27 protein-coding genes are annotated in these 22,780 nt (G+C 29.0%); 7 read left to right on the top strand and 20 right to left on the bottom strand.

All coding sequences use genetic code 11. The features are described from left to right. Nucleotides 1-936, top strand: a 936-nt coding sequence (locus ACRC28_RS18000; RefSeq protein WP_438544829.1) for a class I tRNA ligase family protein, incomplete at its 5' end; no start/stop codon positions are given. A 58-nt stretch (nucleotides 937-994) separates the two neighbouring features. Here ACRC28_RS18000 and ACRC28_RS17995 read toward each other — a convergent pair. The 5 genes from ACRC28_RS17995 to ACRC28_RS17975 all read right to left on the bottom strand — a co-directional run bounded on the left by ACRC28_RS17995 (nucleotide 995) and on the right by ACRC28_RS17975 (nucleotide 5,907). Then, a complete protein-coding gene (locus tag ACRC28_RS17995; protein WP_438544828.1) occupies nucleotides 995-1,411 on the bottom strand; it encodes a DUF2752 domain-containing protein in 417 nt (138 codons plus the stop codon). A gap of 348 nt (nucleotides 1,412-1,759) precedes the next feature. Continuing rightward, complete coding sequence (locus ACRC28_RS17990) at nucleotides 1,760-2,341, bottom strand: GerMN domain-containing protein (RefSeq protein WP_438544827.1); 582 nt, start codon at nucleotides 2,339-2,341, stop codon at nucleotides 1,760-1,762. A 126-nt stretch (nucleotides 2,342-2,467) separates the two neighbouring features. Next, nucleotides 2,468-3,169 carry an MBL fold metallo-hydrolase gene (locus ACRC28_RS17985; RefSeq protein ID WP_438544826.1) on the bottom strand — a complete coding sequence of 234 codons (702 nt, stop codon included), beginning with the start codon at nucleotides 3,167-3,169 and terminating at the stop codon, nucleotides 2,468-2,470. 110 nt (nucleotides 3,170-3,279) lie between these two features. Next, nucleotides 3,280-5,046: an aminopeptidase P family protein gene (locus tag ACRC28_RS17980; RefSeq protein WP_438544825.1), complete on the bottom strand. Its 1,767-nt coding sequence runs from the start codon at nucleotides 5,044-5,046 to the stop codon at nucleotides 3,280-3,282. Nucleotides 5,047-5,148: 102 nt separating this feature from the next. Then, the gene (locus ACRC28_RS17975; protein WP_438544824.1) at nucleotides 5,149-5,907 is read right to left on the bottom strand and encodes a hypothetical protein; all 759 of its coding nucleotides are present in this window, start codon (nucleotides 5,905-5,907) and stop codon (nucleotides 5,149-5,151) included. Nucleotides 5,908-6,102: 195 nt separating this feature from the next. Here ACRC28_RS17975 and ACRC28_RS17970 point away from each other — a divergent pair, with 195 nt between their 5' ends. Together ACRC28_RS17970 and ACRC28_RS17965 are read left to right on the top strand one after the other, a co-directional pair. Then, nucleotides 6,103-6,432 carry a HesB-like protein gene (locus ACRC28_RS17970; protein ID WP_438544823.1) on the top strand — a complete coding sequence of 110 codons (330 nt, stop codon included), beginning with the start codon at nucleotides 6,103-6,105 and terminating at the stop codon, nucleotides 6,430-6,432. 126 nt (nucleotides 6,433-6,558) lie between these two features. Then, nucleotides 6,559-6,891 carry a HesB-like protein gene (locus tag ACRC28_RS17965; protein ID WP_438544822.1) on the top strand — a complete coding sequence of 111 codons (333 nt, stop codon included), beginning with the start codon at nucleotides 6,559-6,561 and terminating at the stop codon, nucleotides 6,889-6,891. 38 nt (nucleotides 6,892-6,929) lie between these two features. Here the strand turns inward: ACRC28_RS17965 and hisE are convergent, their stop codons facing one another. From hisE to ACRC28_RS17890, 15 genes are all read right to left on the bottom strand, one after another. Then, complete coding sequence (gene hisE, locus ACRC28_RS17960; RefSeq protein ID WP_438544821.1) at nucleotides 6,930-7,259, bottom strand: phosphoribosyl-ATP diphosphatase; 330 nt, start codon at nucleotides 7,257-7,259, stop codon at nucleotides 6,930-6,932. A 2-nt stretch (nucleotides 7,260-7,261) separates the two neighbouring features. Then, nucleotides 7,262-7,600: a phosphoribosyl-AMP cyclohydrolase gene (gene hisI, locus ACRC28_RS17955; RefSeq protein ID WP_438544820.1), complete on the bottom strand. Its 339-nt coding sequence runs from the start codon at nucleotides 7,598-7,600 to the stop codon at nucleotides 7,262-7,264. 10 nt (nucleotides 7,601-7,610) lie between these two features. Next, complete coding sequence (hisF, locus tag ACRC28_RS17950) at nucleotides 7,611-8,372, bottom strand: imidazole glycerol phosphate synthase subunit HisF (protein WP_438544819.1); 762 nt, start codon at nucleotides 8,370-8,372, stop codon at nucleotides 7,611-7,613. A gap of 12 nt (nucleotides 8,373-8,384) precedes the next feature. Further along, on the bottom strand, nucleotides 8,385-9,101 hold the full coding sequence (gene hisA / locus ACRC28_RS17945; protein ID WP_438544818.1) for a 1-(5-phosphoribosyl)-5-[(5-phosphoribosylamino)methylideneamino]imidazole-4-carboxamide isomerase: 717 nt from the start codon (nucleotides 9,099-9,101) through the stop codon (nucleotides 8,385-8,387). Between the two features lie 6 nt (nucleotides 9,102-9,107). Next, a complete protein-coding gene (gene hisH, locus ACRC28_RS17940; RefSeq protein WP_438544817.1) occupies nucleotides 9,108-9,713 on the bottom strand; it encodes an imidazole glycerol phosphate synthase subunit HisH in 606 nt (201 codons plus the stop codon). Nucleotide 9,714: 1 nt separating this feature from the next. Next, nucleotides 9,715-10,293, bottom strand: coding sequence for an imidazoleglycerol-phosphate dehydratase HisB (gene hisB, locus ACRC28_RS17935; protein WP_438544816.1), 579 nt, complete (start codon nucleotides 10,291-10,293; stop codon nucleotides 9,715-9,717). After that, complete coding sequence (gene hisC, locus ACRC28_RS17930; RefSeq protein ID WP_438544815.1) at nucleotides 10,290-11,318, bottom strand: histidinol-phosphate transaminase; 1,029 nt, start codon at nucleotides 11,316-11,318, stop codon at nucleotides 10,290-10,292. Before hisC ends, hisB begins: the two co-directional genes overlap by 4 nt. After that, complete coding sequence (gene hisD, locus ACRC28_RS17925; RefSeq protein WP_438544814.1) at nucleotides 11,296-12,603, bottom strand: histidinol dehydrogenase; 1,308 nt, start codon at nucleotides 12,601-12,603, stop codon at nucleotides 11,296-11,298. Before hisD ends, hisC begins: the two co-directional genes overlap by 23 nt. A gap of 4 nt (nucleotides 12,604-12,607) precedes the next feature. Then, nucleotides 12,608-13,243, bottom strand: a complete 636-nt coding sequence (hisG, locus tag ACRC28_RS17920; protein WP_438544813.1) for an ATP phosphoribosyltransferase — start codon at nucleotides 13,241-13,243, stop codon at nucleotides 12,608-12,610. Nucleotide 13,244: 1 nt separating this feature from the next. After that, nucleotides 13,245-14,363, bottom strand: a complete 1,119-nt coding sequence (gene hisZ, locus ACRC28_RS17915) for an ATP phosphoribosyltransferase regulatory subunit (protein WP_438544812.1) — start codon at nucleotides 14,361-14,363, stop codon at nucleotides 13,245-13,247. 172 nt (nucleotides 14,364-14,535) lie between these two features. Continuing rightward, entirely contained in the window at nucleotides 14,536-15,033 is a 498-nt protein-coding gene (locus ACRC28_RS17910; protein WP_438544811.1) for a GNAT family N-acetyltransferase, read from the bottom strand. 63 nt (nucleotides 15,034-15,096) lie between these two features. Next, nucleotides 15,097-15,534, bottom strand: coding sequence for an ACT domain-containing protein (locus ACRC28_RS17905; RefSeq protein ID WP_438544810.1), 438 nt, complete (start codon nucleotides 15,532-15,534; stop codon nucleotides 15,097-15,099). 13 nt (nucleotides 15,535-15,547) lie between these two features. Then, nucleotides 15,548-16,429, bottom strand: a complete 882-nt coding sequence (gene thrB, locus ACRC28_RS17900) for a homoserine kinase (RefSeq protein WP_438544809.1) — start codon at nucleotides 16,427-16,429, stop codon at nucleotides 15,548-15,550. After that, complete coding sequence (gene thrC / locus ACRC28_RS17895) at nucleotides 16,429-17,889, bottom strand: threonine synthase (RefSeq protein WP_438544808.1); 1,461 nt, start codon at nucleotides 17,887-17,889, stop codon at nucleotides 16,429-16,431. The genes thrB and thrC overlap by 1 nt, the downstream gene beginning before the upstream one ends. 165 nt (nucleotides 17,890-18,054) lie before the next feature. Then, nucleotides 18,055-18,609 carry an NUDIX hydrolase gene (locus ACRC28_RS17890; protein ID WP_438544807.1) on the bottom strand — a complete coding sequence of 185 codons (555 nt, stop codon included), beginning with the start codon at nucleotides 18,607-18,609 and terminating at the stop codon, nucleotides 18,055-18,057. 293 nt (nucleotides 18,610-18,902) lie between these two features. Here ACRC28_RS17890 and ACRC28_RS17885 point away from each other — a divergent pair, with 293 nt between their 5' ends. From ACRC28_RS17885 to yjeM, 4 genes are all read left to right on the top strand, one after another. Further along, the gene (locus tag ACRC28_RS17885; RefSeq protein ID WP_438544806.1) at nucleotides 18,903-19,493 is read left to right on the top strand and encodes an ECF transporter S component; all 591 of its coding nucleotides are present in this window, start codon (nucleotides 18,903-18,905) and stop codon (nucleotides 19,491-19,493) included. A gap of 75 nt (nucleotides 19,494-19,568) precedes the next feature. After that, nucleotides 19,569-20,537 carry a P1 family peptidase gene (locus tag ACRC28_RS17880; RefSeq protein WP_438544805.1) on the top strand — a complete coding sequence of 323 codons (969 nt, stop codon included), beginning with the start codon at nucleotides 19,569-19,571 and terminating at the stop codon, nucleotides 20,535-20,537. A 92-nt stretch (nucleotides 20,538-20,629) separates the two neighbouring features. Beyond that, on the top strand, nucleotides 20,630-21,769 hold the full coding sequence (locus tag ACRC28_RS17875; RefSeq protein WP_438544804.1) for an AI-2E family transporter: 1,140 nt from the start codon (nucleotides 20,630-20,632) through the stop codon (nucleotides 21,767-21,769). 217 nt (nucleotides 21,770-21,986) lie between these two features. Beyond that, nucleotides 21,987-22,780: glutamate/gamma-aminobutyrate family transporter YjeM (yjeM, locus tag ACRC28_RS17870; protein WP_438544803.1), on the top strand; the 794-nt coding region annotated here is incomplete at its 3' end.

Raw genomic sequence — 22,780 nt, 5'->3', positions numbered from 1 at the left:
CCAGATAACAAAAACTCTGATGCACCATTTAATCCAGAGCTTATAAATAAAATGTTACCTGTTGATAAATATGTTGGAGGACCTGAGCATGCTTGTATGCATCTTTTATATGCTAGATTTATAACTAAAGCTTTAAGAGACATGGGATACTTAACATTTGATGAACCATTTAAATCATTAACTCACCAAGGATTAATTTTAGGACCAGATGGACTTAAAATGAGTAAATCTAAAGGAAATACTATTTCTCCTGATGATTACATTAAAGAACATGGTTCTGACGTATTTAGAATGTACCTAATGTTTGGATTTGCTTACACTGAAGGTGGAGCTTGGAGTGACGATGGAGTTAAATCAGTTTCTAGATTTGTTGATAGAATAGAAAGAGCTTTAGATATAGTAAGAGAAGCTAAAAATGGTGAAACTAAAACTACTGTTGATAAGCCTGAAAAAGAATTAAACTTCTGGTTACACAATACTATAAAAGGTATGACTGAAGATACTGAAATAATGCAATTCAATACTGCTATTGCTAGAATGATGGAATTTGTAAATGCATTAACTAAGTACAACAACGAAAAAGTTAAAAACGTAGAATACTTAACTTCTATCGCTAAAGATTTCGTTAAAATACTTGCACCATTTGCACCACACTTCGCTGAAGAGCAATGGAGTCTTTTTGGAATGGAAGGGTCAATCTTTAATACACAAATACCTGCATTTGATCCAAGTGCTTTAGTTAAAGATGAAATTGAAATTGCTATTCAAATAAATGGTAAAGTTAAAGCTAAAATAAATATTCCTTCTGACTTAAATGATGATGGAATAAAAGAAGCCTCTTTAAATGATGAAAATGTTAAGAATGCAATTGGAGATAAAACAGTTGTTAAAGTTATCGTTATTAAAGGAAGACTTGTTAATATTGTTATAAAATAAATTCTACAAAAAGGACTGATAGTATTTTTTCTCTATCAGTCTTTTTTTCCATTTAATGTTATCCCTTAAAGTAAGAGATTATCTTATATAATTTTGAATTAAAATTGTAATCCATAGGCTCTATATTAGGAAATAAATAATACATTCTAAATATATAATAAAGAATAAATACTACTCCCATACTTATATAAAAGTATTTAAAATATATATTTTTAGATTGAATCCATTTTTGAAATAGATAAACACATACAGTAATTATAAAAGGTATTAATAGTAGGTGATATTCAAAAGATTCTTTAAAATTACCTATAAAAAAGTTAATAGTGGCTCTACTTATTCCACAAGTTGGACAAGGCATTCCCGTATATTTCTTTACTACACAATCCCCTATAAGAAAAACATAAAAAATCAATCCAACAAGTATATTAAACTCCATTTTGTACGTATAAATTATTTTATCAATTAATCTTCTCATTTTTCTCCTAAAAAAGAGTAAGGACTTTTAAAACCCCTACCCTTTAACTCTCTATTTTTTATAATTCCCAATAAATTGTATAATTTATATTTCCTAAAGTAAAATATTTTTGTTAAAATCAGGTTGTATTTTCCATGCTTTTTATTATTCTTTTTTAATTACTCTTTACCTTTTATTCATAGTGTAACCCTCTTACTCCTATAATAACGCTTTATCAAAACAAATCTAGTCAATAAAATAACCCCAACAGAACACCTTAATTCTATCGAGGTTATTATTTTATACTTTAAATACTAAGTTTAAGTTTGATTTATCTACATTTTCAAATTGTAAATTTTTAACACTCTGTTATTTTTCAGATATTTCAAAGTAGCCTTTTTTAGAAACTTCATCTCCTAAACCTACATACAATTCTCCATTTAGTTCAATTCTAACTTTTTGTACATTTACTCCATGTCCATAAGTATTAATTAACATATATATTAATCCACTTTCTGTAGCTGTTCCAAGAGGCATATCCTTTATAAAATTTTTTGAAAAGTTCACAGTTAATATTTCATCCCTAACTTTAGCTTCTTTAACTTCTACCTCCTTTGGAAGTTTTAAATATTTCTTATCTAGATTTTCACTTTTTAGTATCTCTGTTAATCCTTTTACTATAGCCTTATCTTCAATTTTCACTTTTTGCTTAACCACTTCTTCTTTTAAATTCTCTTTGTCAAATAGATATAATTTAAATTCTTTTTCTTCTACTTTAACTTCTTTTTCATTTTCTGTATTCTCAACTTTTTCATTTTCTTTATCTTTATTTTCTTCATTTATTTCTGTTTCCTTATCTATCTTTGTTTCCCCTCCCTTGTCCTTATTTCCGCATCCAATTATTGTAATTGTCGAGATTCCTATTAATATTGCTACCATTACTTTTTTCATAAATACATCCCTTCACTTTGTATTTTTTCTCTATTTAACAAAAAAGATTTCATAGTTTCCTCATACTATGAAATCTTTATCTTTTAGTTAATAATTTAGCGAACCTAAATCAATTCTCATTTAATTTTAATCTATTCCAACTACATTAAAACTTTTTTTCTTTAAATCTTCCTCATTTAGCTTTTCATCTAAATGCATTAAATACACTCTATTTCTCACTTCTTTACTAAAGGCTTCCTCTAATTTTTCTACTGTTGTATGTGGATTTTTAGGTACATCTAATGAACTTACTTCATGATAAACTAAAGCCTCTTTGTCTTTTTCTAAAAGTTCCTTAGCTTCTTTATTTACTTCTCCTGTATCTCCACTATAGTAATATTTTTTCCCATCTATTTTAATTAAAAAACCATATGCTGGTATTTCTACAACATGCTTATTATTTGCAAATTCCACATCTACATTTCCAAATTCATCATCTTTAATCCAATTTACATATCTGCTTTCTACATTATATAATTCATTTGAAACACCAACATAAGATAACATATCATCAATAGTCTTTTTATGTGGAAAATATATATTAGGCTTCACACCCTTTATATAATGAGAGTAAAATATTAAATCACCTAAACTTCCAACATGATCGGGATGTGTATGTGTAATTATAATATGCAGATTTTCAAAATCTAATAACCCTCTTTTTTTAAGCTCATGAAACACAGTTCCACCACAATCAATAAGAATCATAGATTTTCCTTTTTTTATATATGCACTCGTATTTCCAAGCTCTGTATTAAATGCACTACCTTTTCCTAAAAATTTTAACATAGCTTTCCTCCTAATGAATATTTTACTCATATTCTATCATAAAACTTTTCTATTTTATATGTTTATGGTTTTACACTTTTAATATTACTATTTTTAACTAATTTATCCTACTATATTCTTCTTGTGTAAACTTTTAAAAATTCTTTTTCATCTTCATTTAGAAAATCTTTTATCTTATCATATACTTTCTTATGATATTCATTTAGCCATGCCTTTTCTACTTCATTAAGTAATCCAATATCTAATCCATCAATATCTATAGGACAATATGATATTGTTTCAAATTTATAGAATTCTCCAAATCCTAAATCTTCACTTTCTCTAACTACCAACATTGTATTTTCAGTTCTAATTCCATGAGAACCTTCTCTATAAATACCTGGCTCATTTGTAAGAATCATTCCAAGCTCAAGCTTTACTGTATTAGGTACAGGACTTATCCCCTGTGGTCCTTCATGAACATTTAAGAAAAACCCTACTCCATGTCCTGTTCCACATTTATAATCTAACCCTTCTTCCCAAAGTGGCATTCTAGCTCTTATGTCTAAGTTTGAACCTGTTGTTCCCTTTAAGAATTTTGTTATTGCTAAATTTATATGAGCCTTTAACACTAGAGTATAGTCTTTTCTCTCTTCTTCTGTTAAATCACCTAATATAAATGTTCTAGTTATATCAGTAGTTCCATCTAAATACTGTCCACCTGAATCTAATAATAAAAAGCCCTTATCTTCTAATGTATAATCACTTTCCTTAGTTGCAGAATAATGCATCATTGCACCATGTTCTTTATGACCACATATAGAATCAAAGCTAGTTCCTTTAAATAAATCTAATTCACTTCTAAACTCAGTCATTTTTTCTGATGCACTTATTTCTGTTATCTTTTCTTTTTTAATATTCTCTTTTAGCCACTTCATAAACTTTACCATAGCTATTCCATCTTTAACTTGGCATTTCTTTAAATTCTCTATTTCCACCTCATTTTTTATAGCCTTAAGATTTGTTGTAACGTTTATTTCATCAATAATTTTAGCTTCTTTAGAAATTTTATTTCCAATTAAAGAGTTTACTTTTTCTTTTTGTAATAGAATATTTCCTTTTAATTCTTCTACACAATTAAAGATTTCATCATATTCTTTTAGTTCTACCTTTTGCTCTTTTAAATACTCTAACTCTACTTCTGTAACCTTATCTAAATTAATAAATAATGTAGTTTTCTCTTTAGTTACTAAAACATAACTTAGAAAAACTGGATTATTTCTAACATCATTTCCTCTTAAATTTAAAAGCCATGCAATATCATCTAATGAAGCTATTATATAATTGTCTGCATTTACTTTCTCCATATATTCTCTTACTTCATTAATTTTTTCTGTAGCAGTTTTCCCTGCATACTTAACCTGATGTATAAATATTTTTTCTTTTGGTAAAAGAGGTCTATCAGTCCAAAACTCATTTAGTAAATCTTCTTCAATTTCAATATTTCCATTTTTCTTTTTCACTATATTTTCATACTCTTCAAAATCCTTCATAGAAACACATCTTCCATCAAAGGAGAGCACTTCATTTTCCTTCATATTAGATTCTAACCATTCAAATATAGTTTGCCATCCTGGAATTCTCATTTTAAACATTTTTAGTCCTGCATCTTTTATCTGCTCTTCAGCTTGAATAAAATATCTCCCATCAGTCCATAAAATTCCTTCATTTAAGCCTACTAAAAGTGTTCCTGCAGACCCTGTAAAACCTGATATATATGCTCTCCCCTTATAATATTCTGGAACATACTCACTTTGATGCGCATCACCACTTGTTATAATATAGTAATCTATATTTCTTTTTTTCATTTCAACTCGTAACTTATCAATATTTTTCATCTTTCTCCTCCTTTATCCTAATATACTTATTTTACCAAAAATAAGAGCTATAATGAATAGTAATCATCATAGCTCTTTACTTATTATATTCTCTTTTCTATTTTAGTCTTCTTTATCGAAAACTTCTTTAAATTTTCCAAGGACAAAACTTACTTTTTCATCATCTATTTTTTTATAATATGGAAGTAAATTTCCCTCTTGTATTGCTGCAAAGGATCTTTTGCTTAATTCCATCCATAACTCTGGTATAAACACCCAAATTATTTCTTCATATCTTGCACTTAAAAGAAAATGTTCTACTCCAAAAAATACATAATCTTTTATTTCATGTATCTCTTTTAATTTTTCATAATCTTTAACTATCTCTTCACTTAATTCATAACCATATATGTCTACATAAAAATAATCAAACTTTTCTTTTTTCCCTTCAAAAGCATCTTTATGTATTATTTTTATATTTTCTATTTCTCCAAAATTCTTTTTAAAAAGTTCTATAACCTCTATTTCACTTTCATAAACTACTACTTCTTTTACATTTTTATTTTTAGATATTTCTAATGCTACATAGCCTAGTCCTAGTCCTACAATCCCAACTTTACCTTTAGCTTTTTTTATAATTCCATAAGTTCCTTCTATTTCTTTTGCTGAAAGCTCCATTACTAAATCATCATCTTTAAATAACTTTAATGTTTCTATATCTAAATCATTTTCTTTTTCATAACCATAGCCTTTTAAAATCTTTTCATCATTTTTACTTAAAACGATTCTATGATTTCCAATTTCATTTTCTTTTATAACTTTGTTATACTCTTTTATTTTTTCTAATAAAAACTTTCTATTATATGGTTTCACCCAAACCATCCTTTCTAATCTTTTAATAATACCTATAATATCATAAATTTACCCTTTATATATTAATTTCTCGCTTTTTCCTCTAATTCCTTCTATATAAATAATATTTGTTTATAAAATTTTTAATTCTGACTATTTTACTTTGCTTTAATTTATGTTATAATCGTTTCATAAAATAAGTATATAAGAATAGGAGATTTGATTATGAAAAACGTAACAATAAGCGAAGAAGCTTACAATGAATTTAAAGAATTCTTAGATGAAAACAAAGTAGAAAATTATAACATAAGAATAAACTTAGGTGGTATGGCTTGTAGTGGTCCTGTTTTCAACATTACTGTTGATGAAGCTACTGCTGACGATACTACTGAAGTAATAAATGATATTACTTTTGTAATGGAAAGCAGATTAGTTGATGAGTTTGGTGGATTTATTATTCTTTCATCAGATGAAAATAATGGAAATGGATTAACACTTAAGCCAGTTATCGCACCAGCAGGTGGATGTGGTTCATGTGGTGGTGGATGTCACTAATTTAAAATATTGTTAATTTAAATATTTTAAATATAGTTTAGCTAATATATTATGTTAAAATGTGATATATTAGCTAATACTATTTATGGCTAATATTATTTTAAACAAAAGAAAGGAGTTTTATTTATGGATTTTATAACTATTAGTGCTGAAGCATTAAATGAATTTAAAGAATTCTTAGATGAGAACAAAGTAGAAAGCTACAACATAAGAATTAATTTAGCAGGCGTTGGATGAGGAGGCCCAGTATTTAATATTGTTCTGGATGAACAATCTGATAATGACATGGCTTGTACTCACGGTGAAATAAACTTCATCGCAACAAAAGATTTAATAAATCAATATGGTGGATTCACTATACTTTCATCAGAAGAAAATGGTGGTAGAGGATTAAAATTATCTCCTAAAAACCAAGATTCTGAAGGTGGATGTGGTTCATGCGGTGGTGGATGCCACTAATTACAAAAAACTGAGAAATTATCTTTCTCAGTTTTTTTCTATCTTAATTCTTCTATTTCTTTTCTTTCTTCTTTTAAATTATTTTGCTTGTCTCTTCTTTTTATTAATTCTTTTTCTATATCTTTAAGGCTTATATCACTATAACTTGCTAAAACTAACATATGATATAGTAAATCGCACATCTCTAAAACTTGCTCTTCCTTATCTTCCTTCATACTAGCTATAACAACTTCTGTAGCCTCTTCCCCTATCTTTTTAAGTATTTTTTCTTTTCCCTTTTTAAAAAGATAGGCTGTATATGATTTGTCATCTGCCCCATTTTTTCTCGATTCTATAATTTTCTCTAAATCCTCTAATACATTTTCCATATTTACACCTCACTTATATTTCTATAAAAACAACTCTTTTCTCCAGTATGGCAAGCTGCACCTTTTTGTTTTACAAGAAATAAAACTGTATCATTATCACAATCCACCTTTATTTCTTTAACCTTTTGTGTATGTCCTGAAGTCGCCCCTTTATGCCATAATTCATTTCTACTTCTACTGAAATAGTGACATTCTCCAGTTTCTAAAGTTTTTCTCATACTTTCTTCATTTATATATGCAAGCATTAAGACTTCATTGTTTCTATAGTCTTGTACTACTGCTGGTATAAGACCATTTCCTTTTTTAAAGTCTAAATTCTTTAATATCTTCTCTATATCCATAGCCCTTCTCCTATAATCTAACCTTTATTTCTTTTTCCTTTAGATATGTCTTTACTTCTTTTACAGTAAGCTCTCCATAATGAAAAAGAGAGGCTGCAAGTGCTGCGTCGCTAATATCATCTTTTAATGCATCATAAAAATGTTCTAAGCTTCCACACCCTCCTGAAGCTATAACTGGTACATTTGTATTTTTGCGTACCTCTTTTAACATTTCAATATCAAAGCCTTTTTTAGTTCCATCTGCATCCATTGATGTTAAAAGAATTTCTCCACAGCCTAAGCTTGTTACTTCTTTTACCCATTCTATTAAATCTAATCCTGTATCTACTCTTCCACCATTTATATAAACATTCCAGCCCTTTTTATCTTCTCTAAGCTTTCCATCTATTGCTACAACAATACATTGACTGCCAAATATTTTTGCCCCCTGTCTTATAAGTTCTTTATCTTTTACTGCTGCTGAATTTAAACTTACCTTGTCTGCCCCTGCTCTTAATATTTCTTTTATATCCTCTATGGTTCTTATTCCACCACCAACTGTAAATGGAATAAAAATCTCTTTTGCTACCTTTTCAACAACCTTTCTCATTATTCCTCTATCTTCATAAGAAGCTGTTATATCTAAAAAAACTAATTCATCTGCTCCTTGCTCATTATAAAATTTAGCAAGCTGTGTAGGGTCTCCAACTGTTTTTAACTCTACAAAATTAATTCCTTTTACAACTTCACCATTTTTAACATCTAAGCAAGGTATTATTCTTTTTGTATGCATTTTCTTCTCTCCTTACTTTTTTGCTATTTTTATTGCTTCTTCTAAAGATAATTTTTTTGCATACAAAGCTTTTCCTGTTATTGCACCATATACATTTATCTTTTTAAGCTTTTCTATATCTTCTAAATCTTTAACGCCTCCTGAAGCTGTTATATCAATATTTACTTCTTTAGATAACTTTTCTAACATATCTACATTTGCACCTTCAAGAGTTCCATCCTTTTGAATATCTGTAACTATTATATTTTTAACACCTATCTTTTCTAATTCTTTTGCAAATTCTATATAATGTAATTTACTTTCTTCAAACCATCCATTTCCATAGGCATATCCATTAGTGCAATCAATACCAACTGCAATCTTTTCTCCATATAATGAAACAGCAGTTTTTAATAATTCTTTGTCTTCTATTGCAACAGTTCCAAGTATTACTCTATCTACTCCACCATCTATATATTTTTTTATAGTATCTAAAGTTCTTATTCCTCCACCAATTTGGACCTTTATATTAACTTCTTTTGCAACCTTTAAAACAAGGTCTAAGTTCTTTGGCTTTTTATCTTTAGCTCCATCTAAATCAACTAAATGTATCCAATCTGCTCCAAGCTTTTCAAAGTTTTTTGCAGTTTCTAATACATCCTCTGAAACTATTTCTTTTGTTGAATAATCCCCCTTATATAACCTTACTGGTTTTCCATCTATTATATCTATTGCTGGTAATATAACCATTTCTCTTCACCCCTTCACAAAATTCTCTATAAGTTTAAGTCCAACTTCCCCACTTTTTTCTGGATGAAACTGAGCTCCCATTATATTATTCTTTTTAAATAATCCAGGTATTAAAACACCTTCATAATCAGCTCCTATAACTAAATCATCTTTTTCATAATCCTCTATCATATAAGAGTGAACATAATAAAAGAAACTATTTTCATCTATTCCATCTAACAATCCCGTTTTATTAAATGCTTTACCACTATTCCATCCTATATGTGGTATTCTTCTTCCTTCTTCATTTATTTTTACAACCTTTCCCTTTAATAAACCTAAGCCATCCATCTCTATTCCTTCATAGCCTTTTTGGAATAAAAGTTGCATTCCTAAACAAATTCCTAAAAGTTCTTTTCCTTTTAATGCCTCTATCTTTATAAAATCATCTAATCCTTTTTCTTTTAAATTTATCATTGCATCATTAAAAGCTCCAACCCCTGGTAATATAAGTTTTTCACAACTTCCTAAGCATTCTTTATCATCTGATATAATATATTCAACACACAACTTGTCTAACGCATTTGAAACACTTTTAAGATTACCCATTCCATAATCTATTATCCCTATCATTTTAAATTACCCCTTTTGTACTTTGAACTCTTTCACTTGTCACTTCCTTAGCCTTCTTTAAAGCTCTTCCAAAACCTTTAAATATAGCCTCTATTTTATGATGGTCATTTTTCCCATATATCATATTTATGTGAAGTGTTATTCCACTATTAAAAGCTACTGCTCTAAAAAATTCTTCAACCATTTCTGTTGACATTTCTCCAACCTTTTCTCTATTAAACTCACAATTAAATACTAAAAAAGGTCTTCCACTTATATCTAAAGATACAAGAGCTAAGCTTTCATCCATAGGCATATGCATTGTTCCATATCTTTCAATTCCAACCTTTTCTCCTAAAGCCTCTTTTATGGCATTTCCTAAAGCTATTCCTATATCCTCAACTGTATGATGGTCGCACACACCTATATCTCCCACACATTTAACCTTTAAATCTATTTCACTATGAAAAGAAAAAAGGGTTAGCATATGGTCAAAGAATCCTATACCTGTATTAATCTCATTTTCACCAGTTCCATCTAAATTTACTTCTAAAAATATATCAGTTTCCTTAGTCTTTCTTTTTATATTAGCCTTTCTCATAACTTTGACCATTCCTTTAATATTTTAATTACAGAATCATTTTCTTTCTTGCTTCCTATAGATATCCTAAAGGAATCATCCTTAAAATTTCTTACTACTATCTTTTCTTTTTCAAGCTCTTCTAAAAAGCTTTTATCTCCTCTTCCAAATATAAAATTTGAATCTGATTTATATACCTTTATTCTTTCATTTTTTTCTTCAATTTCTTTAAGCTCTTTAAACACTCTTTCTCTCTCTTTTAAAACTTCTTCAATAAGATTGTTTACTCTATCCTTTTTTGAAATAAGTATTTTCCCAAGACTTTGAGACACTCTATTCACGTTATATGGAACCTTAAAGCTTTGAAGCTTTTCTATTAACTTTTCATTTCCTATCAAAAATCCTAATCTAAGACTTGCCCCTGCAAAAGCTTTTGATAAGGTTCTTGTAACTAATAAATTATCATAAGTATTTATCTTATCTACAACTGACTTTTTATAAAATTCAATATAAGCCTCATCAACTAATACAATTTTATCTTTAAAGCCTTTTATTATTTTTTCAATTTCTAAAGTATCTTTTGCAAAGCCTGTTGGATTATTAGGATTTGAAAAAACTACTAAGTCAACATTTTCAGATTTCCCAAGATTTATAAAGTCTTCTACACTATAGCTTCCATCATCCTTACAATCTAATTTTATTAACTCACCTTCATTTTGAGAAACATAAAAATCATACATAGAAAAGTCAGGATTTAAAGTCAAAACCTTTTTCCCCTTATTTATAAAAGCTGAAACTACTAATGAAATCATTTCATCAGAACCGTGCCCCGCTATTATATTTTCTTTTTTAATTCCTAAATACTCTCCATAAGCTTCTCTTAATTCTGTTGAATCATTTTCTGGATATCTATTAAAGTCTATCTTTAATACTTCTTCTAATATTTCTTCCTTATAATCACCTAAAATATTATAAAAGCATTCATTTCCATTTAAGATGGTACATCCTTCTAAATTTTTCACGCTATATTTCTCTACTTTTTTCATCCTCTAACCTCACCTTCACAGAATTTGCATGTGCATCTAATCCTTCTTTATTTGCAATAGTTATTATTTTTTCTCCATCTTCTAATAAAGCTTCCTTTGTATAATACAAAAATGAAGATTTTTTTATAAAGCTATCTACAGATAATGGTGAGAAGAATCTTGCTGTTCCACTTGTAGGCAACACATGGTTTGTCCCTCCAAAATAATCCCCTACTGGCTCTGGTGAATATTCACCTAAAAATACTGAACCTGCATTTTGAGCCTTATCTAAATATTCCATTGGATTTTCTAAAAGAATTTCTAAATGCTCTGGTGCTACATAATTTGAAAGTTCAAAACATTCATCTATAGTTTCACAAAGAATTATCTTTCCATAATTCTTTAAAGATTCTCTTATTATTTCTTTTCTGCTTAACCCTTCTAATTGTCTTTCTATTTCTTCTACAACTCTTTCTGAAAGTTTTTTTGAAGTCGTTATTAAAACAGATGATGCTAAAACATCATGTTCTGCTTGTGACATTAAGTCAGCTGCTATATATTTAGGATTTGATTTTTCTCCACCTATAACTAAAATTTCACTTGGTCCTGCTATCATATCTATATCAACTTCACCAAATACTTCTTTTTTAGCTAACGCTACATAAGTGTTTCCTGGTCCAACTATCTTATGAACCTTTTTCACCTTTTCTGTTCCAAAAGCTAATGCACCTATTCCTTGCGCTCCTCCAATTTTATATATCTTAGTAGCTCCTGCTAAATCTCCTGCTACTGCTATATATGGATTAATTCCTCCCTCTTTTGTAGGTGGTGTTATCATATATATTTCTTTAACTCCTGCAACTTTAGCAGGAATTATATTCATTAAAACAGACGATGGATAGCTTGCAGTTCCTCCTGGAACATAAACTCCTACCCTTTCTAAAGGCATTACCCTTTGACCTAGAAATACTCCATTTTTTCTTTCTAATATATAACCTTCTTTTTTTTGCAATTTATGATATTCTTCAATATTTTTCTTTGCCTCTTTCATTGCTAAAAGAAATTCTTCTGAAACTTCTTTATAAGCCGCCTCTATCTCACTTTTCTTAACTTCTATTTCTAAAAGTTCCACCTTATCAAATCTTTTTGTATACTCTAATAAAGCCTTATCTCCATTTTCTTTTATATCATTTAATATATTTTTCACTATATTAAGCTTTTCTAAATCATCTGAATCTTTTCTACTTTGTAAAAGCTCTAATACCTTTTCTCTATTTTCTAAAGAATATATAATCCTCTCTATCATTCTTTTATTCCCCTACCTTTATTCCTTTTTTAAGTTCCTTTATAAACTTTCTAATTTCATCACTTTTCATCTTAAAGCTTGCCTTATTCACTATTAACCTAGCACTTATATTACATATACTGTCTAAAACAACTAATCCATTTTCCTTTAAAGTTGTTCCTGTTTCCATAATATCTACAATTCCATCACATAAATCTAATATAGGTGCAAGTTCAACTGAACCTTCTATCTTTATAATTTCAACATCCATGCCACGTTTTTCAAAATATTCTTTTGTTACCTTAGGATATTTCGTTCCAATCTTAACATGTCCTATTTTTTCAAAGAGTTTTTTTTCAGGTAGAGATGCAACTATAAATTTACACTCCCCAAGCTTTAAATCTAAAATTTCAAAATATTCTTTTTCACTTTCTAATAAGGTATCTTTTCCTACTACTCCAATATCAGCTACACCATGTTCAACATAAGTTATTGAATCTGCTGCTTTAACTAGGAAATATTTTATATCTTCCTTTGTATCTGAAAATACAAGCTTTCTTCCTTTATCTTTTAACTCTTCTATTCCATACCCTACATTTTCTAATATTTTTACAGTTTCTTTTTCTAATCTTCCTTTTGTAAGTGCTATATTTATAGTCATATTATTCACCTCTTTCTATTTTAAAATCATTCTTATTTTCTGATTTTTTAAGCTTAACTCTTTCACCTAAGCTTCTAAGCCTTCTAGCCTCTTCCATAGCTTTAATTAAATTTTCACTTCCATAAACTAAAACTACCTCTTTTTCCTTCCTAACTTCTTCCACGTTTTCTGCTACTAAATCCACATTTATTGAAAATCCTATAGCATCTAAATTCTCTTCATTTTCTTTTGTGATTTCATATCTTCCACCACTTAATACTGTGCTACAAGCTCCATCTAAATATCCTTTAAACATAATTCCCATATAATAATTAACTCTTGGAATCATTCCTAAATCAAAGCTTATATTATCTTCATATCCAAGACTTTTTAGTCCTTCATATAACTTCTTCATGTAATTTAAGCTTTCTATTACATTTTCATTTAACTTATATTTTAAAACTTGGTCTAAAACTTCAACATCACCAAAAAGCCATGATAATTCTCTTAGAAGTTCCTTATATTCTTCCTCTATTTGCACACCTTCTAAGACTTCATCTAATGCGATTAAATTTTTATTTTCAATTAAATGTGCAATTACTTTTTCCATATCTTCACTTAAATTTATTTCTTCAAATATACTGTTTATAAAACCTATATGCCCAATTTCTAATTTGAATTTTTTAGAATTAAAGCTTTTTAATCCTTCTATTGCTAAAACTAAAATTTCTAAATCTGAACTAATGCTTTTATCACCAATAAACTCTACTCCACAATCTGTATACTCATTTCTTTTTCCACAGTATCCACCATATACATTAAACACATTTGAGCAATATTTTATTCTTATTGGCATTTCTACATCTCTCATTTTTGTTTTAACAACTCTTCCAATTGGAAGTGTCATATCTGGTCTTAAAACAAGCATCTTACCATTCTTATCTATTGTTTTATATAACATCTCATCCTTAAATCCATCCGCTCTTTTGCAAAATGTTTCATAAAACTCTAATGTTGGCGTAACTACACTGTCATAACCAAAGCTGCTATATATTTTATTTAATTTTTCAGTAACTATCTCTTTTTTTCCACTCTCATTAAATATTAAATCTCTTGTTCCTTCTGGAATTATCCCCTTCATTTTTACACCCCTTTTATACTTTACTACGCTAAATCGATAAATATATTAAATTTATAATACTCTACCATTTTAACCATGTCAATACTTTATTTTCCATATATTAGTATAAAAAAAGAGATTCTCAAAACTTCTAAGCCTTTTTAGGCTTAGTCTTGTAGAATCTCTCTCTTTCTTATCTTTCCGCTAAATCTTTTATTTTTTCTCTAGTTAATCTATATACAGTCCATTCATCCATTGGAACTGCTCCTAAACTCTTATAAAATTCTATAGATGGCTTATTCCAATTTAAACATGTCCACTCCATTCTGTGGCAACCTTTTTCATAAGCTATCTTTCCGATTACCTTAAATATTTCTCTTCCATAACCTCTTTTTCTATACTCTTCTTTTATATAAATATCTTCTAAGTAAAATCCACCTCTTCCTATAAATGTAGAATAATTAAAGAAATATAATACATATCCTATAACTTTTTCATTTACTTCTACTAAAAGAACTTCTGCTTCTTTTTTTAAGAATATAGACTCCTTTATGGATTCCTCAGTTGCTACAACTTGGTCTAACATTTTTTCATAAATTGCTATTTCTTTTATAAGCTCTAAGATAGTCTTCGTATCCTCTATAGTTGCTCTTTTCAATTTCAATTCATCAAATTTTGTAGTTATATACATATAATTCACTCCCTATTTTTCATCTCATCTTCACTCAATTTTTCTTATCCTATGCTTATAAATTTATTCCATTGCAATAAAATCAACTCTATCAACATTATCCATTTTTTGCAAATCTTCTAAAAGATCTGTTACATCAACTTCTAATATAGACATATCTATAGTTAGCGTTAAATTAGCAACTCCATTTATAGGTAATCCTTGATATATTGTAAGAATGTTTCCCCCATTTTTTGAAAGATAATTTAATACTTCACATAAAACACCTTTTCTGTGTTTTACCATCATGTTAAAGGTCATCTTTCTGCCTTCTGCACTTTCTGCAAACTCAAATACATAATCTTTATACTTATAATAAACACTTCTACTTATTCCTACAATTTTAGTTGCTTCAGTTATTTCCCGAACCTTACCTTCTTTTAAAAGCTTTTTAGCTTCTAACACCTTTTCATATACATCTGGTAATGCATTTTTATCTATTACTAGTTTTTTCCACTCCATTGTTTACCACCTTCTATAATACAATTGTACCTCTTGTATCCATGGAAAGCTCTACTACTTCATAGTTCAAATTTTCTCCCTTTAAAAACTCCTTCATTTTTAATGAAATTTCCTTAGTTTCCCTTGCTATAATCATAATAGTAGGCCCTGCTCCACTTAAGTATGAGGCTAATGCCCCATTATTATAAGCTTCTTTCTTAATTAAATCAATTCCTTCTATTAAGCTATTTCTATATGGTTCATGCAGCATATCTTCACATGCTACTTTAAGAACTCTATCATTCCCATTGTTTAAGCCTATAGCAAGTAGTGCTGCTCTTCCAATATTATGCACAGAATCTGCATATGTTAAATTTTTAGGAAGTACTCCCCTTGCTTTTTCTGTTTTTAATTTGAAGTTTGGAACTATAGCTAAAAATTTTAATTTATTCTTATTATTTATTCTTTCATATACAACTTCACCCTTATCAGAAGTTGCTATTATAATGCCACCTAAAAGCGCTGGTGCTACATTATCTGGATGTCCTTCAATTTCTACTGCTAAATTTAAAAGTTCCCTTGTCTCAAGCTTCTTTCTTGATATCATATTTGCACCAAAAAGACCTGCTACTATGCAACTTGAACTACTTCCAAGTCCTCTAGCTATTGGTATGTTTTGCTCTATAAGCTTTATTCTAAGACCACTATATGGATAATGAGTCTTTCTAAACACTTCTAGCATTGCTTTAAATATAATATTATCTTCATTAGAAAATTCTTCTTCAAAACCTTCAAATATTAGACCACTTTTTATTTCTTCAAACTCATATTCATTATATAAATTTAAAGAAACTCCTAAGCAATCAAAACCTGGTCCCATATTTGCTGAGGTTGCTGGTACTTTAACCCTAATCATTATTCCACCCCTAAATATTTTTTAAGCGCCTTTTCCATCTCTGTAACCTTACAAACTGTATTATGCTTCACTTCCATCTTCTCTAAATTCTTTAGATTTTCTGGAATCTCATTTTTACTTTCTTCAAATAATGTTTTCAGTACTTCAAAGTCATTCATAAATTCAACATCTATTCCTAATGAATTGCAGATACTTCTTGGGAATTTAAATGGACTTGCTGTAGAAACTACTAAAGTTTTTGTATTATCTCCAGTTTTTTCTTTATACTTCTTATTTACAACATAAGCTACTGCTGTATGAGTATCCATTAAATATCCTTCTTTTACATATACTTCTTTTATTTCTTTATAAACCTCTTCAGTGTTTGAATATCCACCAAAGAACTCTCCAAGATTTTCTTTCATTTCATCATTTATTTCATAAATGCCTTCCTTACTTAACTTATCCATAAGCTTATTAATTTCCTTAGAATCTCTACCACTCATTTCATATAAAAGTCTTTCTAAATTTGAAGAAAGAAGTATATCCATAGATGGTGATTCTGTTAAAATAAGCTCTCTTCTCTTATCATAAACTCCTGTATTAAAGAAATCTGATAAAACATTATTCTCATTAGATGCACAGATAAATTTATTTATTGGAAGTCCCATTTGCTTTCCATAATATGCAGCTAATATATTTCCAAAGTTTCCTGTTGGAACTGAAACATTTATCTTTTCACCTTCTTTTATTTCTCCACTTTCTACAAGCTTCATATACCCATAGAAGTAATAAACTATCTGAGGAACAAGTCTTCCTATATTTATAGAATTTGCTGATGATAATCTAAACCCTTCTTTTTCAAGCTCTTCTTTTAAATTTTTATCTGCAAAAATTTCCTTAACTCCTGTTTGTGCATTATCAAAGTTTCCTTCAATTGCAACAACATGAACATTAGCCCCTTCTTGGCTAACCATTTGCTTTCTTTGTATTTCACTTACTCCATCCTTTGGATAATATACAACAACCTTAAAGCCCTCAACATCTTTAAAACCTTCTAAAGCTGCTTTTCCTGTATCTCCTGATGTCGCTGTAAGAATAACTACTTCATCATTTATCTCTAAGTTTTTCTTTGCTCTTTTCATAATTTGAGGTAAAAATAATAAGGCTGCATCCTTAAATGCGCAAGTTGGTCCATGATATAATTCTAAAAAATCATTTTTTACCCTTACATCAAACCTTCCTGTATATGCTTCTTTGATTGCTCCTTTTAGCTCTTTTAATTTTATATCAGTGAAAAATTTCCCTATTATAAAATAAGCTAACTCCTCATAACTAGCCCCTTTTTTACTTATTGCTTCTTCATAAATATTAGGAAAGCTATCTGGAACAAAAAGACCCCCATCTTTTGCAATACCTTTAATTATTGCATTAGAACTTTTTATTCCACGCTCTCCACCTCTTGTACTCTTGAAATTCATATGGACACCCCCCAATCATAAATGACTCTTTATTCACTGAAGTTTTTAAAAATATCTTCCAATAAATTTACATTTATGTTTTATATACCCATATTATCACTCATATTTTTTTTATACAAATGTCCTTAATATATATACATATATTCTTCTTTTGTCTTTTAAATACTATAATAAGCTCATTACAAGAGCACCTTTTATAGATACATTATTTTCTTTTGCAAAATCCTTTGCATCTTCAAGCTTAACTTTTATAACTTCAATTTCTTCATCTTCTTCAATATTAGATGTATCAATTTCACCTTCAACAATCATTTTTATAATTCCAGTAGTTTCATCAGTCATTCCTACTGATGTGTAGCTTGGCTTTACTAAAACCTCATAACTTACACAAGTTAATCCTGTTTCTTCAAATAATTCTCTTTTTCCTGCTTCTATCATATCTTCCCCTGGATCTATTATTCCTGCTGGAAGCTCATATAAAAAATCATCTATTGCAGGTCTATATTGTTTTAATAAAACAAGTTCCCCATCTCTTGTTATTGGAATTATCATAACCCCATCTGCTTTTACCTCATTTTTATTTAAACAAGCTAAATCTTCTTTTTCTCTTCTACTAGCTACAAAGTATTCTTTTATATTTTCATTTTTATTTCTTAAAGTTAACTTATACATATTTAAATATTTATTATTTGTTTGCTTTTCAATGTTTAATAATTTCATTTTAAAATCTCCTTTTAAATCAAGTAATCTACTTAATTTTTTATTTATAATATTTTTACATATTTAATTATATACGTACTTTTTATGTATATCATCCTTTTAGTCATTATTTTCTCCTTTTTTTTACTTATAGATATATTTTTAACAATCTTTTTCTTGAATCTATTTATTTTCTATTGTAAAATATCTCTGTCGGTATTCTATCATAGAAACTGAACGCAAATTACAAAATATTATTGTGTTTGCCGAATTATATCCTTACACAAGGAATAAGAACGGAGGAATTTTTAAAAATGAAAAAATCAAAAAAATATCTAAGCAATCGTCAACTAGTTATGGTTGGTATGCTTTCAGGTATCACTATGTTTATGGGGCTTACAGGACTTGGATTTATTCCACTTCCAACAATGAAAGCTACTATTATGGGTGTTCCAGTTATTATTGGTGCTCTTGTTGAAGGACCTTTAGTTGGTGCTTTAGTTGGACTAGTATTCGGACTATTTTCAATGTATCAAGCAATTGCTACACCTGTTTTACTATCACCACTTTTCTTAAACCCAATCACATCACTTGTACCTAGAATACTTATCGGTATTGTTGCTTATTATGTGTACAAGGCTTTAAGAAAAAAAATCAAACGTGATAGTATCGCTATTGGAATATCTGCTGTTATTGGTTCTTTAGTTAATACAGTTGGTGTACTTGGTCTTATTTATATCTTATCATTACACCAGTATGCAGAATTATTAGGAATTTCAGCTCATGCAGTTGGAGGTGCTTTAGCCGTTATAGCTGCCACAAATGGGATTCCAGAAGCAATAGTATGTACACTTATAACTATTCCAGTTGTTTTAACTATGAATAAAATTAAAAAAAGAAAATAATTTAGTGCTTTTGCACAATTAATTAGAGAGGAGCTGTTTTTAGCAGTTCCTTCTTTTATATATGGAGGTAAAATTATGAGAGAAATTAAATTTGTTGATATTGATGGTATTAAGCTTGGTCATGCTGAAAATAAAGAAGGTTTTACAGGTTGTTCTGTTGTTATTTGCACTGAAGGTGCAATAGGTGGTGTTGATGTTCGTGGTGGTGCACCTGGAACTCGTGAAACTGACCTTTTAAATCCATCAGAACTTGTAGATAAGGTTCATGGAATTATTTTAGCAGGTGGAAGTGCCTTTGGTTTAGATGCCTCTAGTGGAGTTATGGAATATCTTGAAGGGAAAGATGTTGGCTTTGATGTTCAGGTCGCTAAAGTTCCAATAGTATGTTCTGCTGTTCTTTTTGATTTAGCCTTTGGTAACCCTAAAATAAGACCTGATAAAGCTCTTGGCTATGAGGCTTGTATTAATTCTGAAACTTATAGTGAAGATATTAATGGAAATATTGGGGCAGGATATGGAGCAACTGTAGGTAAGCTTTTAGGACCTGAGTTTTGTATGAAAGGTGGACTTGGAACTTATGCAATAGAGCTTCCAAACGGTCTTCAAGTTGGAGCAATAGTTGCAGTTAACTGCTTAGGTGATGTAGTTGACCCTACAAACAATATGAATATTATAGCTGGTGCTTATAATAAAGAAACTAAAGAATTTTTAAACAGTGAGTCTATTCTTCTAGATTCCACAACTAATCCAAAAGATCCATTCAAAGGAAATACAACTATAGGAATTATAGTTACAAATGCTAAGTTTAATAAAGCACAAGCAAAAAAAGTTTCCTCAATGGCTCATAACGGATTTGCAAGAACTATGAAACCTGCTCACACCATGTTTGATGGAGATACAATCTTTACTATGGCAACTAATAAAATAGATGCTGATGTATCGACAGTTGGGATGATAGCTAGTAACGTTATGGAAAAAGCAGTTTTAAATGCTGTAAAAAAAGCTACTGAATTAAATAATGTTCCCTCTTTGAATGAAATCTAATTTTTGAGATGCTTTAATGCATCTCTTTTTTATAGACTATTTGTTAATTTATGGTATAATATTGGTATTTATTGTATTTAGGAGGTGTTTTTTTGAAAAATTTCAAATTAGATAAATCAAAGTTACTTTTATATACTTATGTTATCTTTTTATGTTTTTTTCTTTTTAATATAAAGACTGTTTTAAGTTTTCTTTCTGGTAGTATGCAGATATTAAGTCCTTTTATTTTAGCTTTTGGTATCGCTTTTATTTTAAATATACCAATGACTTTAATTGAAAATACTTTGCTTTCTTCTAGAACTTTTGATTCAAATCTTCATATTAAAAGAACTATTTCTATTATTTTAACTTTCTCTTTAATAATTTTGATTTTTTCTGCTTTACTGTTCTTTATTATTCCAGAACTTATAAGCAGTGTTAAATCTTTAAGCTCAAATATTCCTAGTTATCTTCAAAGTTTTGAGAAGTTTCTTCAAGGGATAATTGGTAATACATCTACTTTTGATGCTATTTGGCAGGAGGTTTTAAATACTTGGAAGGAGCTACTTTCTTTTGCTAGTAAGTTTTTTGGCTTTGCGTTTGGTCATGTTATAGATTTTACTATTAACTTTACCTCTAGCCTTGTTAATTTTGTTTTAGCTGTAGTTTTTTCTATTTATATGCTTTCTAATAAAGAGGTTTTACTTAGACACGTAGATAAAATTATAACAGCTTATACCTCATCTAAAATAAAGGAAAAAATTTATTATGTTGGCAGAACCTCTAATAAAATTTTCTCTAAGTTTATTGCAGGTCAATGTTTAGAAGCAGTTATTATAGGTGTTCTTTGTCTTATTGGTATGCTTATTTTAAGAATTCCTTATGCACTACTTATAAGTACCATAATTGGATTTACAAGTATAGTTCCTATATTTGGTGCTTTTATTGGTACTGTTCCTGCATTATTTTTAATTCTTATCATTAGTCCTATGAAGGCACTTATATTTTTGATATTTATAATTGTTCTTCAACAAATTGAAGGCGATTTTATTTATCCTAAGGTTGTTGGTTCCTCTGTTGGACTTTCACCAATTTGGGTTATGCTTTCAATGCTTATTGGTGGCAGTGCTTTTGGATTCCTTGGTCTTTTAATTGGAATTCCAACCTTTGCAGTTTTTTATAAACTTTTTACTGAAGCTACAAATAAAAGACTTATAAAGAAAAGGCGCCAACTTTCTAATTCCTCCTCATAATTTAAATATAGAAGTTCAGTCGAATTAATCTATTCGTCTGGACTTTTTTATATTATTTAACCTTTTGTACAAAATCTAGAAATAACTGTTTAAAAGGTCTCCTTGCTCTTTAATATCTCATCTTTATGTATAATTAATTAATTTTTTACATTTTGTTAATTCACATTTTGTTTTAATATGTTACAATTTAAAAATATTATATATGAGGAGGAGTTTTATGTCGCATAGCAATCATAAAAATAAACTTACGTTAATATCACTTATTTTAATGATATTTACTTCCGTTTTTGGATTTACTAACATAGCAAGAGCCTTTTTACTTATGGGGTATGGAGCTATACCATTTTACATAATTTCTGCTATCACATTCTTTATACCATATGCATTTATGCTTTCAGAATTTGGTGCAGCTTTTAGAAAAGAACGTGGTGGTATTTATTCTTGGATGGATAAATCAGTTGGACCTAAGTATGCATTTATAGTTACATTTATGTGGTATACATCTTACTTAATTTGGATGGTATCTACATCATCTTCAATTTGGGTTCCATTATCGAATTTATTCTTCGGACAAGATACTACATCTACATGGACAATTCTTGGTCTTGGACCTGCTAAAACTATGGCACTTTTAGGAATTTTCTTAATTATCGTAGTTACATTTGCAGCTTCTAAGGGATTAGACAGCATTAAAAAGATAACATCAATTGGTGGTACTTTTGTTGCTTTAGCTAATATCGTACTTTTAGTTGGAGCCTTTGTAGTATTAATTGCAAGTGGATTTAAAGTGGCTGAACCAATCACTGCAAGTGCATTTTTCTCATCACCTAACCCATCTTATCAAAGCCCTATTGGTCTTCTAGGATTTATGGTGTTTGCAGTATTTGCATACGGTGGTCTTGAGTCTATTGGAGGATTAGTTGACCAAACTGAAAATCCTGAAAAAACTTTCCCAAGAGGAATAAAAATAGGTGCTATTATTATTGCTATTGGGTATTCACTTGGAATACT

Source organism: Clostridium sp. (assembly GCF_051650885.1).
Taxonomy (GTDB): domain Bacteria; phylum Bacillota; class Clostridia; order Clostridiales; family Clostridiaceae; genus Clostridium.
The sequence above is the reverse complement of the archived record's forward strand: the minus strand, read 5'-3'. Positions and strand labels throughout refer to the sequence as shown.

Bases quoted from the DNA above. Each gene is read 5' to 3' on its own strand.
- ACRC28_RS17995 (WP_438544828.1), bottom strand. From the start codon at position 1,411: ATGAGAAGATTAATTGATAAAATAATTTATACGTACAAAATGGAGTTT.
- ACRC28_RS17990 (WP_438544827.1), bottom strand. From the start codon at position 2,341: ATGAAAAAAGTAATGGTAGCAATATTAATAGGAATCTCGACAATTACA.
- ACRC28_RS17985 (WP_438544826.1), bottom strand. From the start codon at position 3,169: ATGTTAAAATTTTTAGGAAAAGGTAGTGCATTTAATACAGAGCTTGGA.
- ACRC28_RS17980 (WP_438544825.1), bottom strand. From the start codon at position 5,046: ATGAAAAATATTGATAAGTTACGAGTTGAAATGAAAAAAAGAAATATA.
- ACRC28_RS17975 (WP_438544824.1), bottom strand. From the start codon at position 5,907: ATGGTTTGGGTGAAACCATATAATAGAAAGTTTTTATTAGAAAAAATA.
- ACRC28_RS17970 (WP_438544823.1), top strand. From the start codon at position 6,103: ATGAAAAACGTAACAATAAGCGAAGAAGCTTACAATGAATTTAAAGAA.
- hisE (WP_438544821.1), bottom strand. From the start codon at position 7,259: ATGGAAAATGTATTAGAGGATTTAGAGAAAATTATAGAATCGAGAAAA.
- hisI (WP_438544820.1), bottom strand. From the start codon at position 7,600: ATGGATATAGAGAAGATATTAAAGAATTTAGACTTTAAAAAAGGAAAT.
- hisF (WP_438544819.1), bottom strand. From the start codon at position 8,372: ATGCATACAAAAAGAATAATACCTTGCTTAGATGTTAAAAATGGTGAA.
- hisA (WP_438544818.1), bottom strand. From the start codon at position 9,101: ATGGTTATATTACCAGCAATAGATATAATAGATGGAAAACCAGTAAGG.
- hisH (WP_438544817.1), bottom strand. From the start codon at position 9,713: ATGATAGGGATAATAGATTATGGAATGGGTAATCTTAAAAGTGTTTCA.
- hisB (WP_438544816.1), bottom strand. From the start codon at position 10,293: ATGAGAAAGGCTAATATAAAAAGAAAGACTAAGGAAACTGATATATTT.
- hisC (WP_438544815.1), bottom strand. From the start codon at position 11,318: ATGAAAAAAGTAGAGAAATATAGCGTGAAAAATTTAGAAGGATGTACC.
- hisD (WP_438544814.1), bottom strand. From the start codon at position 12,603: ATGATAGAGAGGATTATATATTCTTTAGAAAATAGAGAAAAGGTATTA.
- hisG (WP_438544813.1), bottom strand. From the start codon at position 13,243: ATGACTATAAATATAGCACTTACAAAAGGAAGATTAGAAAAAGAAACT.
- hisZ (WP_438544812.1), bottom strand. From the start codon at position 14,363: ATGAAGGGGATAATTCCAGAAGGAACAAGAGATTTAATATTTAATGAG.
- ACRC28_RS17910 (WP_438544811.1), bottom strand. From the start codon at position 15,033: ATGTATATAACTACAAAATTTGATGAATTGAAATTGAAAAGAGCAACT.
- ACRC28_RS17905 (WP_438544810.1), bottom strand. From the start codon at position 15,534: ATGGAGTGGAAAAAACTAGTAATAGATAAAAATGCATTACCAGATGTA.
- thrB (WP_438544809.1), bottom strand. From the start codon at position 16,429: ATGATTAGGGTTAAAGTACCAGCAACCTCAGCAAATATGGGACCAGGT.
- thrC (WP_438544808.1), bottom strand. From the start codon at position 17,889: ATGAATTTCAAGAGTACAAGAGGTGGAGAGCGTGGAATAAAAAGTTCT.
- ACRC28_RS17890 (WP_438544807.1), bottom strand. From the start codon at position 18,609: ATGAAATTATTAAACATTGAAAAGCAAACAAATAATAAATATTTAAAT.
- ACRC28_RS17885 (WP_438544806.1), top strand. From the start codon at position 18,903: ATGAAAAAATCAAAAAAATATCTAAGCAATCGTCAACTAGTTATGGTT.
- ACRC28_RS17880 (WP_438544805.1), top strand. From the start codon at position 19,569: ATGAGAGAAATTAAATTTGTTGATATTGATGGTATTAAGCTTGGTCAT.